This window comes from Vallitalea guaymasensis, assembly GCF_018141425.1.
GTDB lineage: Bacteria > Bacillota > Clostridia > Lachnospirales > Vallitaleaceae > Vallitalea > Vallitalea guaymasensis.
Genome location: NZ_CP058561.1, coordinates 2695352 through 2711584 on the forward strand (window position 1 = coordinate 2695352; position 16233 = coordinate 2711584).

Here is a 16233-nt window from a genome sequence, read left to right on the forward strand (position 1 = left end):
TGCTTAATTTTAGAAACTTCCCTTGACAGGAGTACATAGAAATTGTACACAAAAAATTAATAATTGTAGTGTTGAGCTTTTATTACTTATGCTTTATACTAATAATATTAAGATTTTTAATGTCATTTATGTATATAATATATCGGTATTATTTGGAAAAAACTTAATAGTTACCTTGATTTTGTGCTATATTGTTTTAATAAATTAGTAGAGAGGACTTAAAATGTTTGGATATGTGCAGATTGATAAACTTGAATTAAAAGTAAGAGAATATATGACATACAAAGGATATTATTGTGGATTGTGTATGGCGTTGAAGCATAATTATGGAAATCTTAGCAGGCTTACATTGAATTATGACATGACATACCTTGTTATCATCTTAACGTCTCTATATGAACCTGTAAATAATTGCTCTAATTGCAGATGTGTGGCTCATCCTCATAACAAACAGTTGATGATAGATAATGAGGTAAGTGAATATTGTGCAGCACTTAATATTATGTTAGCATATAATAATCTAAAAGATGACTGGAAAGATGAAAGAAGCATAAAAAGCCTTCTTGCAATGATGCTATTTAATAGAGGATATAGAAAAGCCAAGAAAAAGTATCCAGAAAAGAATGAAGTGATAATTAAATTCATAAAAGAATTAGAAGAACTTGAAAAAGCTGATTGTAAGGATATTGATAAGGTATCAAATGTTTTTGGACATCTAATGGGACAACTTATGATTTATAAACAAGACCATTGGAAACAATACTTAAATAATATTGGCTTATATTTGGGAAAATATATTTATATTTTAGATGCCTATGATGATATAGAGAAAGATAAGAAGAATAAAAGTTATAATCCATTTTTATTATGTGAAGAAGAAAACATAGAAGAATATGCTAAGAACCTATTGAACATGAATCTATCTTTTTTGGATAGTGAACTGGATAAATTACCTTTGGTAAAAGAAAAGCCTATTCTAGATAATATAATATACTCTGGAATTAAAAATAGAATGAGAATAATTTTTGACAAAGATGATTGCAATAAATGCAACAGATTAGAAGAAACCAATTAAATTCTTACTAGGAGGAAAAGACAATGAGAGACCCTTATGAAGTATTAGGAATAGAAAGAGGAGCAAGTAAAGATGAAATAAAAAAGGCGTATAGGGAATTAGCAAAAAAATATCACCCAGATAGATATGCAGACAACCCATTGAACGATCTTGCAGAAGAGAAATTCAGAGAAGTCCAGGAAGCGTATGAATCACTAATGAACACTAATGACTATACAAATTCAAGTTACAGCAGCAGTAATTCAGGTTCTGGATATACATCTTCGGAATATATGAATGTAAGAAGTTATATTCAAGTTAGAAGATTCCAAGATGCAATGAATATGCTCAATGCTATGAGTGATAAAAATGCTGAATGGTACTATCTAATGAGTATCTGTCTTGTTGGTACAGGCTATACCAACCAAGGATTCGAATATGCTAGAACAGCTGTGAATATGGCTCCAAACAATATAGAGTATAGAAATCATCTATCAAGACTCCAAAATGTTCAGAATGGATATAATACTAGAGCATATCAATATAATAGAGGGAACAATAATTCAGATGCTTGTGGATGCTGTTCACAACTCATATGTGCAGATTGCTTATGTGAATGTCTTGGAGGGGATTTAATTTCATGTTGTTAAAAACAAAAAGAGTAGCATATCTAGGAATATTACTGGCGATTAATCAGATTATATTGTTGTCAAGTACAATATTTGTCAGTAATACATTAATTATATTTGCACTAGCAGCTATTTTGATAGGTGTAGTGATCATTGAATTCAATTTAGCCAGTGGTGTGAGTTTTTATATAGCATCCAGTCTGCTTGCACTTATATTAGTACCTGATAAGATACAGATCATAACATATATTGCGTTTTTTGGGCTATATAGTATAGTCAAATACTTAATTGAAATATTAATAAACCGTAAAAACTTATCAGTCATAATAGAAGTCGTATTGAAGATAGTATATTTCAATCTGGTGTTGGTAATTTACTACTTCGTTATAAAGCAATTTGTAGCAGTTTTACCCTTCAATGTAACATGGTGGGTAATTTTGGCAGCAGAAGTATTTTTTATCGCATATGATTACTTCTTAGGATACTTCCTCCACGTATATGCAAATAGAATAAAACCAAGATTAAAAAAATATCTTTGAGTACAATAATCAAAACATAGTCTCTACAGAAATATACGACCTAGTCACTTTTCTTGAATGTAAATATATATTTTAGGTGATAATATATATTACATTAGGTATATAAATTGAATATGATAATTTTTAATACAAAATAAAATAACGGAGTGGTTTTGATGAAACAAAGGATTGGAATCGTAACAAGTGGGGGAGACTGTCCAGGTTTGAATGCAGCAATTAGAGGTGTAGCAAGAGCTTCTTATGGTATGATTGATTGTGAGATAATCGGTATAAAAGATGGTTTCAAAGGCTTAATACATTGTAATTATCAAGTGTTGACTCCAAGGGATTTCTCCGGAATACTTGTTAGGGGAGGAACAATACTTGGTACATCCAGAACTCCATTCAAGAAAATGAGAAAAATTGAAGAAGATAATATTGATAAAGTAAAAAATATGGTAAATAACTATGAAAAAATGAAATTAGACTGCTTAGTGACACTTGGAGGTAATGGAACACATAAAAACGCTAATCTCCTTAGGGAAGAAGGACTTAATGTAATAGCTCTTCCAAAGACTATTGATAACGATATATGGGGTACAGATATAACTTTTGGATTCCATAGTGCAGTAGATATCGCAACTGAAGTAATCGACCGAATTCATACAACAGCTGATTCACATGATAGAGTCATGTTGGTTGAGTTAATGGGTCACAAGGCAGGCTGGTTGACATTACACGCAGGGGTTGCTGGTGGAGCAGATGTAATTTTGATTCCTGAAATCCCTTATGATATAAATAAAGTTATAGCTTCCTTGGACAAAAGACATTCTTCAGGTAAAGACTTCTCAATATTAGCTGTATCAGAAGGAGCACTTTCAATAGAAGAATCCAATATGAAGAAAAAAGAACTTAAAAAACTAAGAGAAAAAATGAAATATCCATCAGTATCCTATAGATTAGCTAAACAGATTAATGAAGCCTTAGGTCTAGAAACAAGAGTAACTATACCAGGACATCAGCAAAGAGGAGGTTCACCTTCACCATATGATAGAATATTGGCAACAAAGCTTGGTGCATATGCAGCTGAGATGATAGCGGGCAAAGACTATGGAAAAACAGTTTCAGTTGTCAATAATAAATTATGGGCGACACCTTTAAAACAAGTAGCAGGTAAGTTGAAACTAGTTGAGAAAGATAATCTGCTAATAAGTACTGGTAAATTGGTTGGGGCGAGTTTTGGAGATTAAGGGAGTGAGTGAACTCTCTTTTTTTATAGAAAATAATAGAGCATGATTACTTTTCTTGTATTCTATAGGAAAGTTTTACGTGACTAAGTGATTAATATAAAGTAAAATAATGTTAGAAAGGGGAACGGGTATATGATAAAGATTATTCATACAGGTGATGTACATATTGGTATGGAATTCAAGAGTGCTAGCTTCTCTAGTGAATTTGCCAGAAAGCGTAGAAACGAGATAAAAGAAACTTTTATGAAGATAGTTTCGAGAGCAGGAGAAATACAAGCTGATTTATTACTCATAAGTGGAGATTTATTTGAAGATGAATACATTACCATAGGAGAACTAAAAGAAATCAATAATAGTTTCAGTAAAATTAGTTCTACAAAAGTAATAATGATTGCTGGTAATCACGACCCCATAATAAATGACAAATCATATTATAACCTAATAGATTGGTCAAACAATGTTTATATAATGAATACAAATACTGAAAAAATTACATTTGAAGAATTGAATGTTGATATATACGGATTAAGTTGGAATAAAAAAGAGATAAAAGATAATCTTTTTAATGATATAGAAGTTGAGAATAGCGACCGCATCAATATACTGTTAGCCCATGGAGATATATATCAAAAGTCCAATTATCTGCCTATAGACAAGGATAATCTAAAAAGTAAAAACTTTGATTATGTGGCTCTTGGACATATACATAAACATAATTTTATAGAACCTGATATCGCTTATTGTGGAAGTCCTGAACCTCTTGATTTTGGCGAAACAGGAGTTCATGGAATTATAGAAGGCAGCATCAGCAAAGATAAAATAGATGTTGAATTCCTGCCTTTTTCCAAAAGACAATTTGTGGGGCTAGATGTTACAGTGGAAGATGATATGACAATTGAAGATATTATAGAGAATATAAGGCTCATAGTTAGTGACTATGATTTCAAGAATCTATATAGATTCAATTTGAAGGGCATAAGGGACAAGGATATATTGTTTGATACACAGTACATTAAAGAAAGAGTGGAAGAATACGTAATATATGCTGAGATCATTGATAACACTACACCTGATTATGACCTTGATAAATTAAAACAAGAAAATGAAAATAATGTTATAGGGAAATATATTGAATACATGGAAAGACAGAATATCCAAGATGAAATATCAAAATTGGCTTTATATGAAGGTATTGAAGCGTTACTAAGTGAGAAGGTGAACTGATTTGTACATAGATAAAATGGATATAATAAGTTTTGGAAAATACCAAGATAAAGAAATTAAATTAACAGATGGTATAAATGTTATCTATGGGGATAATGAAGCAGGAAAATCTACTCTACATAAATTCATTGAAGGCATGTTATACGGTTTCTATAAGCCTTATAGAAAGAATAAGCAGTTCACACCTGATTATGATCGTTTCTTGCCATGGAATAATAGTAATAAGTATAAAGGAATATTGGTTTATAAACATCTTGGAAAAGAATACCGTATCGAGAGAAACTTCATGAAACGTAACGATAAGGTAGAGATCTTTGATAATGATACTGGAGAAAATATTACTGAAAAATTTGAGTATGATAGTGCTACCAAATTATATCAACCTGCCTCTAGACATATAGGTATCAACAAATCAACCTTCAATAATACAATCAGTATCGGTCAGCTTAGCAGTAAAACCTCTGACGAACTGGTAAAAGAAGTAAAAGACAGCCTTATCAATCTAGGTGAAAGTAAGGATGAAGAGATCTCAGTAAGGAATGTCATCGAAAAATTAAATAAGAAATTAGATGAAATAGGTACTGCTGGCAGAAAAAAGACAACCCCTTATGGAAAACTTACGGAAGAAATAAAAAAACTGAAAAAAGAAAAAGCGGAAGCTGAAAAAACATGGCAGAAGGTTCTAGAGAAACAAGAAGAATTGAATAACATCAATAATAACTTAAAGGAAATGGAAAATAGAAAAAAGGATAATGAAGAATTACTTGATTATCTAAGTAAAGAGGAAGTTAAAAAAGCCTATGAAGAAGGATTAAGGCTAAAAGAATATATAGATAATAAAACTACTGAACTGAAAGATATAGAACAGTTCAAAGATGCTGATATAGTACTTATAGATGAGGCTATAAAGAAACTTAATAATCTAGAATCATGTAAAATGCAGCATGATGAATTAAAATCAGAACTAACAGAGATAGAGAACTATCTAAAAAAACAATATGAGATATATAATCAAGTCAAGGTGTTAGAAGATGAAGATTTGAATGATATTGACAGTATAGCTTCCCAGTATAATATCTATAATGATATGGTGAAAAAATGTAATGAATTAAGAGATATGATAGAGGAACTTAAGATAAATTTAAATAGCGAAAAAGAAAATAATGGTGTTATAGAAGATGAATATGAATATACTAGACTGGAAGAAGAACGAAAAGAGATAAAATACAGCAAATCAGTGGAAACTGAATTAAAAGAACAAAAATATCAAGATATGCTGGCTAATCAAAAACATGGTAAATTAATATCTTCATTCTCATTTTTGATTTTTGTTGGTCTTTTGGTAAGTGGTATCATATCTTCTCAAATAATAGTTATAGCTGTATCTGTAGTATTTGCTGGTGTAGCTATATACACTACAATGGGTTATAGAAAAAATAAGGGTAAATTAGATATTCTGCTTAATGAAATCAATAGGATCAAATCAACAGAAGGCAAAAAACAAAATAAACTAGATAAAATTGTACAAAAGCAAAATGAAATATTGAAGAAACATAGTTGTACAGAACTTATTGAGTTAAGGAAACTAAAAGATAAAGTAATTCATATGAATGTAATTCATGAAGATAATAAGAAAAGATATACAAAGGCTATTAATAACCTAGAAAAATTAGAACTTGAAAAGAAGCAAAAAGAAGAAAGATTAACATATTATGTAAACCTATTATTGGATACTAAGAACCTAGATATTAATAATATTAACTTGGTTAAAGAAAAATATGAGATTTTTAAAGATACTAGGAAAAATATTAATCATAAAAATGAAGATAAAAAGAATAGATTAGCAAAATATAATAGCATCAATGAGCAAATATCTAAGTTGAATAAAGAGATCAAGGAGGTATTTGATAGGTATAAGGTTCAAGATGAAAAAGGATTGCAACAAGTAAAAGATAAGAAATATCACTATCATAACATGATAAGTAACATCAATAATAAAAAAGAATTATTAAGCAGATTGCTTGGGGATAATACTTTAATAGAGTTGGAACAAAAGTTGACAAAGTATAATCAGGTACAAATGACAACTGATAAATCTAAAGATGAACTATTAATAGAGCAGGATAACCTTGTAAATGATATTTTACATATTAGCAAAGATATAACTTCTTATGAGACTAAAATAGCTAATCTACAAAAGGATGTTAGACCTATAGTAGATATTGAAGAGGATATATCAAACAAATTGAATATGAAATCTGATTACGATAAGAAAATTAAGGCTCTCACAATGGCAAGAGATGCTATTGAGAATATATCTAAAGATATACAGAATAACTTTGCACCGAAACTCAACGAAAAAGTTTCTAATATAATCAGTAACATAACCAATAAAAAATATAATGATATCAAGATAAATCCTAACATGGAGATTCTTACATATGAACCTGAAAATCATGAATTAATCTCTATAGATTCATTAAGTAAAGGAACCATTGACCAGATGTATTTTGGATTAAGGCTAGGACTGATTGACATAATAAAAGAGGATAAGTCATTACCACTTATACTAGATGATTGCTTTGTCCAGTACGATAATGATAGACTAAAGATGGTTATGGAAACCCTAGGAAATCTAGATAGACAGATAATTATATTATCGTGTCATAGGAGAGAGGAAGAAATATTGAAGGGGCTTAATGTGGAGTTTAATTATATAGCTTTATAGGATAAGATTGTTTGATAGTAAGAATTTATGATTGTCATAAAATAAAAAGGAATGGATAACGATAGAAAGAAGCAAATATCGTTATCCATTTTAAACATTAATAACATTTCTTGGAACATCTAATACCTATAGCCCCTGCAAGTATAATATCCGATTCTGCATTAGAACAAGTATAACATTCTATACTTGTAATTTCTTTATGAGAAGTATTTATCCATTCAAAACCGTAGAGTGTGGCATAATCTCCACTAGGGGTTCTGGCTTCAACATAAGGGTCTGCAAAATAAGTTCCAGAATATCCTACATGACGATAATATTCCATTTTCATTGGTTCCAATGCACGCTTGTTCCATGAGGCAATACATACACCATATTCAATAGGTATTTCTTGGGAAGTACCATCCCTATAGCTGATAGTATAACATCCTATCTTTTCTAAACTGGAAGAGGGTACAATTGAGATACTTTGTGATGCGCCATGTAAGAATATAATACTCTCAATATTACCCACTTCACGGATTATTATTTTATTACCAGGAGGTATTTGCTGTATATTTGAAGTATCAAATGTAATTCCTCTTAGTACAATTGGCTGGGCAGAATTAATAGCTTCAACCAGTTCAGGAGAAGGCTTTTTATAAGGTGTGGGCAAATGAAGAATCTCTCTCTTGACGGATTTATCTAAAGAGGGTGACATAACACTCTGAAGATTAGAGCGAATTTTAGGCATAAGGTTGCTGATGATCTTCTCATAACTGCAACGCATATTAGAATCATATTTATCCGACCAAAGTGCATTAGCAGTATAAATCATGTCATATAGTTTTCCTTTTTGCCCTAGAACTTTTTCATCAAGACGACACCATGTAGAGATTTCTCCGCCAATTATACCTTTCTTCCTGATACGATTTTCAAAACGGGGAAAATGGCTGGAGTAAAGATTACCAAATGCCACTTGAAAGCCATGATTTAATAGGTGGTCCTCAATATCATGATTAAGAGAGAAGTACCAAATGAAGTCCAATAGAATAATATCTTTTGGTATTTTATCAATTGCAGGAGAAGTCTTATAACGGGTAGTATTTTGAAGCATATCTCCCCATATCATCATCTTGAGATTCTTTTTTTTCAAGTATTCGTATATTCTTCTTACGTGTATAGCAAATAAATCAGCAGGCTCCTTGTTTTTGCATTTTGGGCAAATACCTATTTGATAGCATTCATCATGCCCCATATGTACATATTTTGTTGGACATACTACTTCTATGATTTCATCTATCAATTCAAAAATCAGCTTATAACATTCTTCATTTGATGGGCAGTAGCTGTGGTGATAGAAAGTGTTTGGAGGCTGATCTGTGGAACGTTTGTCAACAGCTAAAGTTTCCTGTGGTGTCCCAGATGTTTCAGCTAATTCAGGATGTGCAAGTGTAATATACTGAACATGACTCAGAGACTGTATTTCTGGGATAACCTCTATTCCATAGCTACGAGCATACTCAATTAGATCTGCAACTTCTGTTTTTTCAAGAACCTTTCCTCCTGCTATCATGTCACTATGATGTAACTTAGGCCATTCACCAGAATCACTTTTCTTAACTGCATTTCTCCAAGCCTCATTGATTTCAGGGTGACTATCAAAACGCATTCCAGCTGTAATTTGTAAGAATATGGTATTGATATGCATAGGTACCAGTAAATATCTAATAAGACGGTAGAAAAAAGGAATTTCTTCACGAGGAGGTAATCCCAAATGAACCCCACGTAAGGGCATATAAGGAGAGTCTGTAACTTGACACTCCATAATTTTATCATCATCTATCATTTGAAGAACAGCTTCGACTCCATAAATCAATCCACTTCTGTCAGATGCAAGGATTTCTACACTACCATTGTTGCTATGAACTTCATATTTTTCTGATGGTATATTCCCTAGTACGGAATGATTACATTTTCTTATGATAAAAGCGTTATTACTATTATGATATTCTTTTTGCATTACAAGAGAATAATATTTTGATGTTTTTTCTTTCAATAGATTAGCCGCAAAAAATACATCGTCATCTTCCAAATTAGCTATAATTATTTTAGGGACAGCCATATGTTTATTACCAGATTTGTATTCAATCTTATTAGGTATAGGATAAATTACTGTTCCATCAAAGGTTGAACCGAATACATCTAATTCCTCAAGTACAATGTTCTTAAGACAGCTTTCTAAGCGTATAATAATACTATCGCAGGATAAAGCAACCAATACATTAATATCTCTTTGCTCCAAAAAACCATCTGTTTTGGGTTCGTATTTTCCTGCTTTCATATAATTACCATTCTTCCCTTTATATAATACGGAAACAGATTTTATAACTGAATCCTTGCTTTGTTTTATAAAAACATTGTCTATAAAACATTTTTGGGAAAAACTCATATGAATATCTACACCTGTTTCTAATACGGAATTCCAATTCCAAAAAACAGGTTTTGATAATAGACCATTACTGGAATTATAATCATTCAATATGCCATCGGGTGGCATTTTATGGGTTGTTCCTCTTTTATAATAAGTAATTTTAATCTTTACGTTTGATTGTGGCTTACTCAATGATCCGATATACATGTTTATACCCCTTTTTTGATTTATAATAAACACTCACATCAATTCAAAGTGAGTGTTTATTAAGATATGGTTTATTACTTATTTTGATGATATATATCTATCGTAAGCGTTTTGATATATAGTTATCATCTTTTCCATTTTCATTTGTTTCAATTTCTTTATATATGTATCCCACTCTTCATCAATACCGCCATTCATCATCCATTTAGCAGTCATTTCTTTAACATAGTTTATAACATCAGTCTTAATAGTTGCTAACTCTTCATTTTCCTCGATAGTCATATATATTTGTGGATAATTTGTATCAACAACATATGGTTTATACATTTTATCACACTCTTTTTTCTCGATGTCCTTTTCAGAGTATTTAATATTTTGAACCATATCTTTTGTCAAGAAATGCATACCATTCTGACCTGGGGATTGTTCATGTCTTAAGTTACTTAAGTTCTTTCCTTCTGGTGGTTGAATAAACTCTATTTTACCCTCGTCATTCTTTTTAATAGCTACATCAAATAGTCCATAGTATTCTTGATAGGCTATATCTGATTCATAGTGCTCATTAGCCCATCTCATAGCTATCTCAGGATTTTTACAAGCTGATGTAATTACAAATGAACATTTACTGAAAGTTCCATCACGCTTATTCCACATTTGATGACCTTTTGGTCCTTTTAATGGAGGAATGACAACATAATTTTCATTTCTATCACCAAAAGTTTGAACTAAACCCCAACCTGTAAGCGCTCCAATTATTTGTTCTTCTGATTTCGTTCTGGACACTTTTGCACTATACACACTACCATCCTGTGTAAAAGCTTCTTCATCAGCTAGTTCCTCAGTAAAGAGCTTGTGGAAATATTTAACGGCTTCTTTATATTCTGGTTTGATTGCTATGAATTCAATCTTATCATTTACAACAGCTATTTTTTTGCTATTATCCAAGATACCAAATGAACCCATCAAAGAATATATACCAGAAATATGATGTGAACCTCTGAAAGTAAAAGGTATTTCATCATCCATTCCATTGCCATTCAGGTCGTTATGCTCCTTAAAAGCTTTTAATACTTCATAAAACTCATCTGTAGTTGTAGGTATTGGTTTGCCTACTTTATCAAGCCAGGTCTTATTTATCATGAGAACATCATTTGTAAGTGGTGAGCTCTCATCCAATCTTGGCAAAGAGTAGATATGTCCATCTGGTGCAGTCAGCATTTTTTTGTATTCAGGATAGTCTTCAAACATTTTCTTAACATTTGGGGCATGTTTTTCTATTAAGTCTTCCAATGGAATCAATAAGCCTTGTAGTCCATATCGTAAGACTTCATCATCACTTAATACCCAGCTACCATAAAATGCATCTGGTAAATCATTACTTGCAAAAATAAGATTCTTCTTTTCTGTCCAACCCTCTCCAGGGCTTAGGTCCCATTCGATTTTTACATTAGTTTTTTCTTCTAACTCTTGAAAAAACTTTAATTCATCAAAAGGTCTCACATAAGGTTTCTTAGATGAAGCCATTTTAATTGTAACTGGCTCATTTACAATAGGTAAACCCTCTTCATTAAAATTCTCTTCAATGTTAGTTGCTGTTGTTACATCATTTTGACCTCCTTTTTTTCCACCACATCCAGTTAATGTCAAAGTAAATATTAGTGTCACTAGTAATGTGAATGATATTAATTTTTTTTTCATAAGCTCTCATCTCCATTATTTTTTTATGTTAAAATAATCAGATCTGCTAACCTTTAACAGACCCTATCATAACACCCTTAACAAAATATTTTTGTAGGAATGGGTATAAAACCAATAAAGGTAGACTAGCAACGATAATCATACCGTATTTGATTAAGTCAGCAATATACTGTTGGTTATTTATATCATCAATATTATTCATCATTGCATCTTGCATCTGATTTTCAAGTAGTATTGAACGCAATATAAGTTGAAGAGGATATAATTTTTCATCTCTCAGATAAATTAAAGCAGTAAAAAATTCATTCCAATGGACAATACCATAAAACAGTACTAAAACAGCTATAATGGCTTTTGATAATGGTAGTACCACTCTTGTAAAAAACTTTATATGGGAGCAGCCGTCAATCACCGCAGCTTCATATAATTCTTCTGGAATAGAGCTTTGAAGGAAGCTTCTTGCAATAATTATGTTATAAACAGATACTGCACCTTTTAAAACCATAATAAGCCAATTGTTGATTAACCCCAGATGTTTCACAATAAGATAGGTGGGTATTAATCCACCATTGAAATACATAGTGATCATCAAGAATATCATCAATGCTTTTCGTCCAGAAAAATCTTTACGGGACAATGGATATGCTGTCATCATTGTCAAAAATATATTTATGGTAGTTCCTATCACAGTATATTTTATTGTGTTTTTGTAGCCAGATAAAATCAATCTGTCCTGAAATATTCTTTTGTATCCTTCAAAAGTGATATCTATAGGTAAAAACTTCAATTGTCCATTACTTACAGCTGTTGGGTCAGATATAGAAGCTATTACAATAAAGTACAAAGGATACAGGACTATTATCAAGATACATGATAACAAGATATAATTTATAGTATCAAAGATTATATCATCTTTTGATATTTTCATTTTTCTCATGGAAAACCACCTCTTTTCTTTACCACAGACTATTATTAGTCATTTTTCTGGATAATTTATTAACTGATACTAATAGGATTACATTCACAATGGTATTAAATAATCCAATAGCTGAAGAATAACTGTATTGAGCTTGTAATAATCCTATTTTATATGTATAAGTCGCTATTATCTCAGATGCAGCTAGATTCAGATCATTTTGCATCAAAAAAGCTTTTTGAAAACCGACACTCATTATTTTACCTATATTTAAAATGAGTAATATGATAGCTGTTGGCATTATAGATGGTAAATCAATATTTTTTATGATTTGGCGTTTATTAGCTCCATCAACTCTAGCCGCTTCGTATAATTCTGGACTAATTCCTGATAAGGCTGCAAGGTATATAATTGTACCCCATCCAGTATTTTGCCATATTCCAGACCATACATAAATACTTTTGAACCAGCTGTTTTCTGCCATGAAGAATATAGATTTTCCTCCAAGAGCAACTATAATATTATTGATAAAACCAGAACGTGGAGATAAGAATATATAAAGCATACCTGTCAAAACAACTACAGATATAAAATGTGGTGCATAAGTTACTGTTTGTACAACTTTCTTGAATCTCTTATTTCTGGTTTGATTCAATAGTAATGCCATGATGATAGGTATAGGAAAACCTGCTACCAATTGATATAGACTTAGACCCAAGGTGTTTTTTAAGACTTTTATGAATTGATAAGAAGAGAAAAATCTCTCAAAATGTTTAAAACCAACCCAGGAACTACCGAAAATACCTTTCTGAGCGACAAAATCTTTAAATGCAATTTGAACCCCATACATTGGAATATAGTTAAATATAATAAGATATACAACAGTAGGTATTATCAATAGGTATAGCTGATAATCTTTTTTAATTACCTTGAGAAAACGGTTTTTGCTATATCTTTTATATTTTGGGATTGAACTTACTTTGTGGGATGTTGATATTTCCATTATTTGGCCTCCCTTTTTTTAGTATGAAATAATCATAAAGTACAAATTAGCTTTTGTATATATACATTAGTTTTATGTTATGCAATTAATAATTTTTATTGGTATAAATGATATTAGATTAAATTTTACAATTAATATATAGTTGAATTGAGGTCTAAAATATATACAATTGTTTATATGTATTCAATTGTTAATAATAGTCTACTTTTTTGCTTGAACTATAGTATAATGACTATACCGTTTATAACATTATACGACTTTGAAAGGTGTGTTCTATTTGAAAATAAGAGTAAAACCTACACGTTTATTTGTAAATTATTTAATATCCTACGTTGGTATATTGTTTATTCCATTAATAATAATAGGAGCTATGGTTTACAGTAATTTCGTAAATATATTAACAGAAGAGATTATCACTAATAACTTGAACAATTTATCAAAAGTGCAGTATGTCATAGATGGGAATCTTACACAAATAGAAAAAATCAGTAACCAAATCAATCTTGTTCCAAAACTGAAATCTTATGAGATGCATTATCATTGGATTAAAGCTGATACCATAAGAAATACTCTGTGTCATTATGTTACTACCAATAAGGATATTGACAATATTTTTATATACTACCATGGGGATGAGTATTTATTTTCATCCACAAGTTCTTATACTTTTCCTATGTTTAAAGCTATCTACAATTATACTGATTGGTCTGTGGAAGATATGTATGAAGATATAGTCGAATTGAAACAAACACAACTGCGACCCTCAGAGAATGTCATTTACAACAAGGATCACTTGAAAAAATATATAACACTTCTATATCCTCTTAATAGGAATACTTCAATTGAGGGTACAATTATTTTCATGATACCTGAAGAATCATTTCAGAGTGTCCTAAAAGATACGATTAACACTTATAGAGGGAATTCATTTATCCTAGATGGTAATAACAATATAGTAACATGTCTGAAAGATAGTCCATATCTAAGAAGTAATGATTTTACATCATATTTGAAGGGGATTACAGCTAATCATTATACTGAAACTGTCACCTTAGACGATGAAAAATATTTCTTAACCTATGTTAAATCATCACAAACCGATTTTAAATATGTAAGTATGGTTCCTATTGATAAAGTTATGGGTAAAGTCAAGCATACCAAATACCGTATTTTCTATAGCCTGGTAATTATATTGGCTGTTGGGATCATTGTCATTTACTATACGATGCATATAAACTACACACCTATAAAACAATTAAAGAATTACGCAGTAAATCTTATTAAACCAGAAAAACAAGGTATGAATGCAATAGAGATATTACGTAGTACTATGGACACACTTACCAGTGAAAATAATCAACTTAGTAGTACTATTAAAGATAATACATCTGCAGCAAAAGATTACTTATTATTTTGTTTGTTCAAAGGACAAATTGATAGTAACGAAGATTTTAATAAAAAAGGTGAGAGAATAAACCTTTCATTAACAAAATCTTGTTATAGAGCAATTTTGTTTAAGTTGAATGGATTAAATACAAAAGAAAAGAAGATATATATTATTGAGCAATTACATATTTTATTAAATAATCCTTTTGAAGCTTTTGGAAGAGAACTTATTGATGAGAATAATGTTATTTTTTTACTTGCTTCAGATGACAGTGATATTGAGATTCTTCAGAGAAAGCTATTATCCATACAAGATTTTTTTAAGGAACACGACCTAATAATTACAATAGGTGTAGGGAATAGTTATACTGAACTAAATCAAATGCCCAATTCATATCTGGAAGCTTGTACAGCTATAGATTATAGATTTGTAAAAGGTAATGATCAGATTATCTATTACAACGAGATAGTGATAGACTCCTCAAAATTTGTAAAGCCTCCTAATGACCTTAACAAATTGAGTGTTGCAATCAAGCAGGGAAATACAGAGCAAGTAGACCAAATACTTGTTAACATACTCTCATATATTAAGGATAATAATCCACCCCTTTTTATAGTAAAAAGATTATGTTATGAACTTATTAATTCAGTAACTAAAACAATGAATGATATTAATAAAGAGTATGCTGTTCCTTTTAAAAGACTGCCTCATGTCTTTTCTTTAAGCGAATTTGAGACAGTTGACCATCTTACGAAGATTATTAAGAGGGTGTGCATCAATGTTTGTTCTTACATAAATGATAATCAGGAAATGTTTACTTCTGAATTAGCGAATCAAGTAGTCAACTATGTTAAAGAGAATTATTCATCCTGCGATTTTTCAGTTAAGAGTATAGCCCAAAAATTCAATATGTCAGTTCCATACTTAAGTCAATTTTTTAAAAACCATACAAATCTGACCATACAAGACTATACAACATCATTGAAGATAGATAAGGCTAAGGAATTATTGATTTCGACCAAAATGACAATTAATCAGATAGCAGAAGAAGTGGGGTATTATAATGTGACGAGTTTTATTAGAAGGTTTAAACAGCTGATAGGGACTACACCAGGTAGGTATAGGAAAGATTATAAAAATTGATGACCCTTTAAATATAGGAAGGTTTTAGAAAAATAACCTTTTGATTGGAAGTTAGCTATGTAAGGA

At 30.7% G+C, this 16233-nt stretch carries 11 protein-coding genes; 7 read left to right on the forward strand and 4 right to left on the reverse strand.

The window, feature by feature from the left end; translation table 11 throughout:
- The first annotated feature begins 223 nt into the window (after window positions 1–223).
- From HYG85_RS11920 to HYG85_RS11945, 6 genes are all read left to right on the forward strand, one after another.
- A complete protein-coding gene (locus tag HYG85_RS11920) occupies window positions 224–1075 on the forward strand; it encodes a DUF5685 family protein (RefSeq protein ID WP_212693592.1) in 852 nt (283 codons plus the stop codon).
- A gap of 23 nt (window positions 1076–1098) precedes the next feature.
- Window positions 1099–1704 (forward strand): J domain-containing protein, encoded by a 606-nt coding sequence (locus HYG85_RS24680; RefSeq protein ID WP_113673162.1) that lies wholly within the window; start codon window positions 1099–1101, stop codon window positions 1702–1704.
- Complete coding sequence (locus tag HYG85_RS11930) at window positions 1695–2222, forward strand: hypothetical protein (RefSeq protein ID WP_212693593.1); 528 nt, start codon at window positions 1695–1697, stop codon at window positions 2220–2222. Before HYG85_RS24680 ends, HYG85_RS11930 begins: the two co-directional genes overlap by 10 nt.
- Before the next feature lie 155 nt (window positions 2223–2377).
- On the forward strand, window positions 2378–3451 hold the full coding sequence (locus HYG85_RS11935) for a 6-phosphofructokinase (RefSeq protein ID WP_193774515.1): 1074 nt from the start codon (window positions 2378–2380) through the stop codon (window positions 3449–3451).
- A gap of 132 nt (window positions 3452–3583) precedes the next feature.
- On the forward strand, window positions 3584–4675 hold the full coding sequence (locus HYG85_RS11940; protein WP_212693594.1) for a metallophosphoesterase family protein: 1092 nt from the start codon (window positions 3584–3586) through the stop codon (window positions 4673–4675).
- 1 nt (window position 4676) lies between these two features.
- The gene (locus tag HYG85_RS11945) at window positions 4677–7403 is read left to right on the forward strand and encodes an ATP-binding protein (protein WP_212693595.1); all 2727 of its coding nucleotides are present in this window, start codon (window positions 4677–4679) and stop codon (window positions 7401–7403) included.
- A gap of 97 nt (window positions 7404–7500) precedes the next feature.
- Here HYG85_RS11945 and HYG85_RS11950 read toward each other — a convergent pair whose 3' ends face one another.
- The 4 genes from HYG85_RS11950 to HYG85_RS11965 form a co-directional block, all read right to left on the reverse strand.
- Window positions 7501–10020 (reverse strand): family 20 glycosylhydrolase, encoded by a 2520-nt coding sequence (locus tag HYG85_RS11950; RefSeq protein ID WP_212693596.1) that lies wholly within the window; start codon window positions 10018–10020, stop codon window positions 7501–7503.
- A 78-nt stretch (window positions 10021–10098) separates the two neighbouring features.
- Complete coding sequence (locus tag HYG85_RS11955; RefSeq protein WP_212693597.1) at window positions 10099–11718, reverse strand: extracellular solute-binding protein; 1620 nt, start codon at window positions 11716–11718, stop codon at window positions 10099–10101.
- A 46-nt stretch (window positions 11719–11764) separates the two neighbouring features.
- Complete coding sequence (locus HYG85_RS11960; protein WP_212693598.1) at window positions 11765–12655, reverse strand: carbohydrate ABC transporter permease; 891 nt, start codon at window positions 12653–12655, stop codon at window positions 11765–11767.
- A gap of 19 nt (window positions 12656–12674) precedes the next feature.
- Window positions 12675–13637 carry an ABC transporter permease gene (locus HYG85_RS11965; RefSeq protein ID WP_212693599.1) on the reverse strand — a complete coding sequence of 321 codons (963 nt, stop codon included), beginning with the start codon at window positions 13635–13637 and terminating at the stop codon, window positions 12675–12677.
- Between the two features lie 277 nt (window positions 13638–13914).
- Between HYG85_RS11965 and HYG85_RS11970 the strand changes: the two genes are divergently transcribed.
- Window positions 13915–16167: a helix-turn-helix domain-containing protein gene (locus HYG85_RS11970; RefSeq protein WP_212693600.1), complete on the forward strand. Its 2253-nt coding sequence runs from the start codon at window positions 13915–13917 to the stop codon at window positions 16165–16167.
- The last annotated feature ends 66 nt before the right edge of the window (window positions 16168–16233 follow it).

Excerpts from the sequence above, each read along its gene's own strand:
- HYG85_RS11940 (WP_212693594.1), top strand. The coding sequence starts at position 3,584 with ATGATAAAGATTATTCATACAGGTGATGTACATATTGGTATGGAATTC.
- HYG85_RS24680 (WP_113673162.1), top strand. The coding sequence starts at position 1,099 with ATGAGAGACCCTTATGAAGTATTAGGAATAGAAAGAGGAGCAAGTAAA.
- HYG85_RS11935 (WP_193774515.1), top strand. The coding sequence starts at position 2,378 with ATGAAACAAAGGATTGGAATCGTAACAAGTGGGGGAGACTGTCCAGGT.
- HYG85_RS11920 (WP_212693592.1), top strand. The coding sequence starts at position 224 with ATGTTTGGATATGTGCAGATTGATAAACTTGAATTAAAAGTAAGAGAA.
- HYG85_RS11955 (WP_212693597.1), bottom strand. The coding sequence starts at position 11,718 with ATGAAAAAAAAATTAATATCATTCACATTACTAGTGACACTAATATTT.
- HYG85_RS11965 (WP_212693599.1), bottom strand. The coding sequence starts at position 13,637 with ATGGAAATATCAACATCCCACAAAGTAAGTTCAATCCCAAAATATAAA.
- HYG85_RS11960 (WP_212693598.1), bottom strand. The coding sequence starts at position 12,655 with ATGAGAAAAATGAAAATATCAAAAGATGATATAATCTTTGATACTATA.
- HYG85_RS11930 (WP_212693593.1), top strand. The coding sequence starts at position 1,695 with ATGTTGTTAAAAACAAAAAGAGTAGCATATCTAGGAATATTACTGGCG.
- HYG85_RS11950 (WP_212693596.1), bottom strand. The coding sequence starts at position 10,020 with ATGTATATCGGATCATTGAGTAAGCCACAATCAAACGTAAAGATTAAA.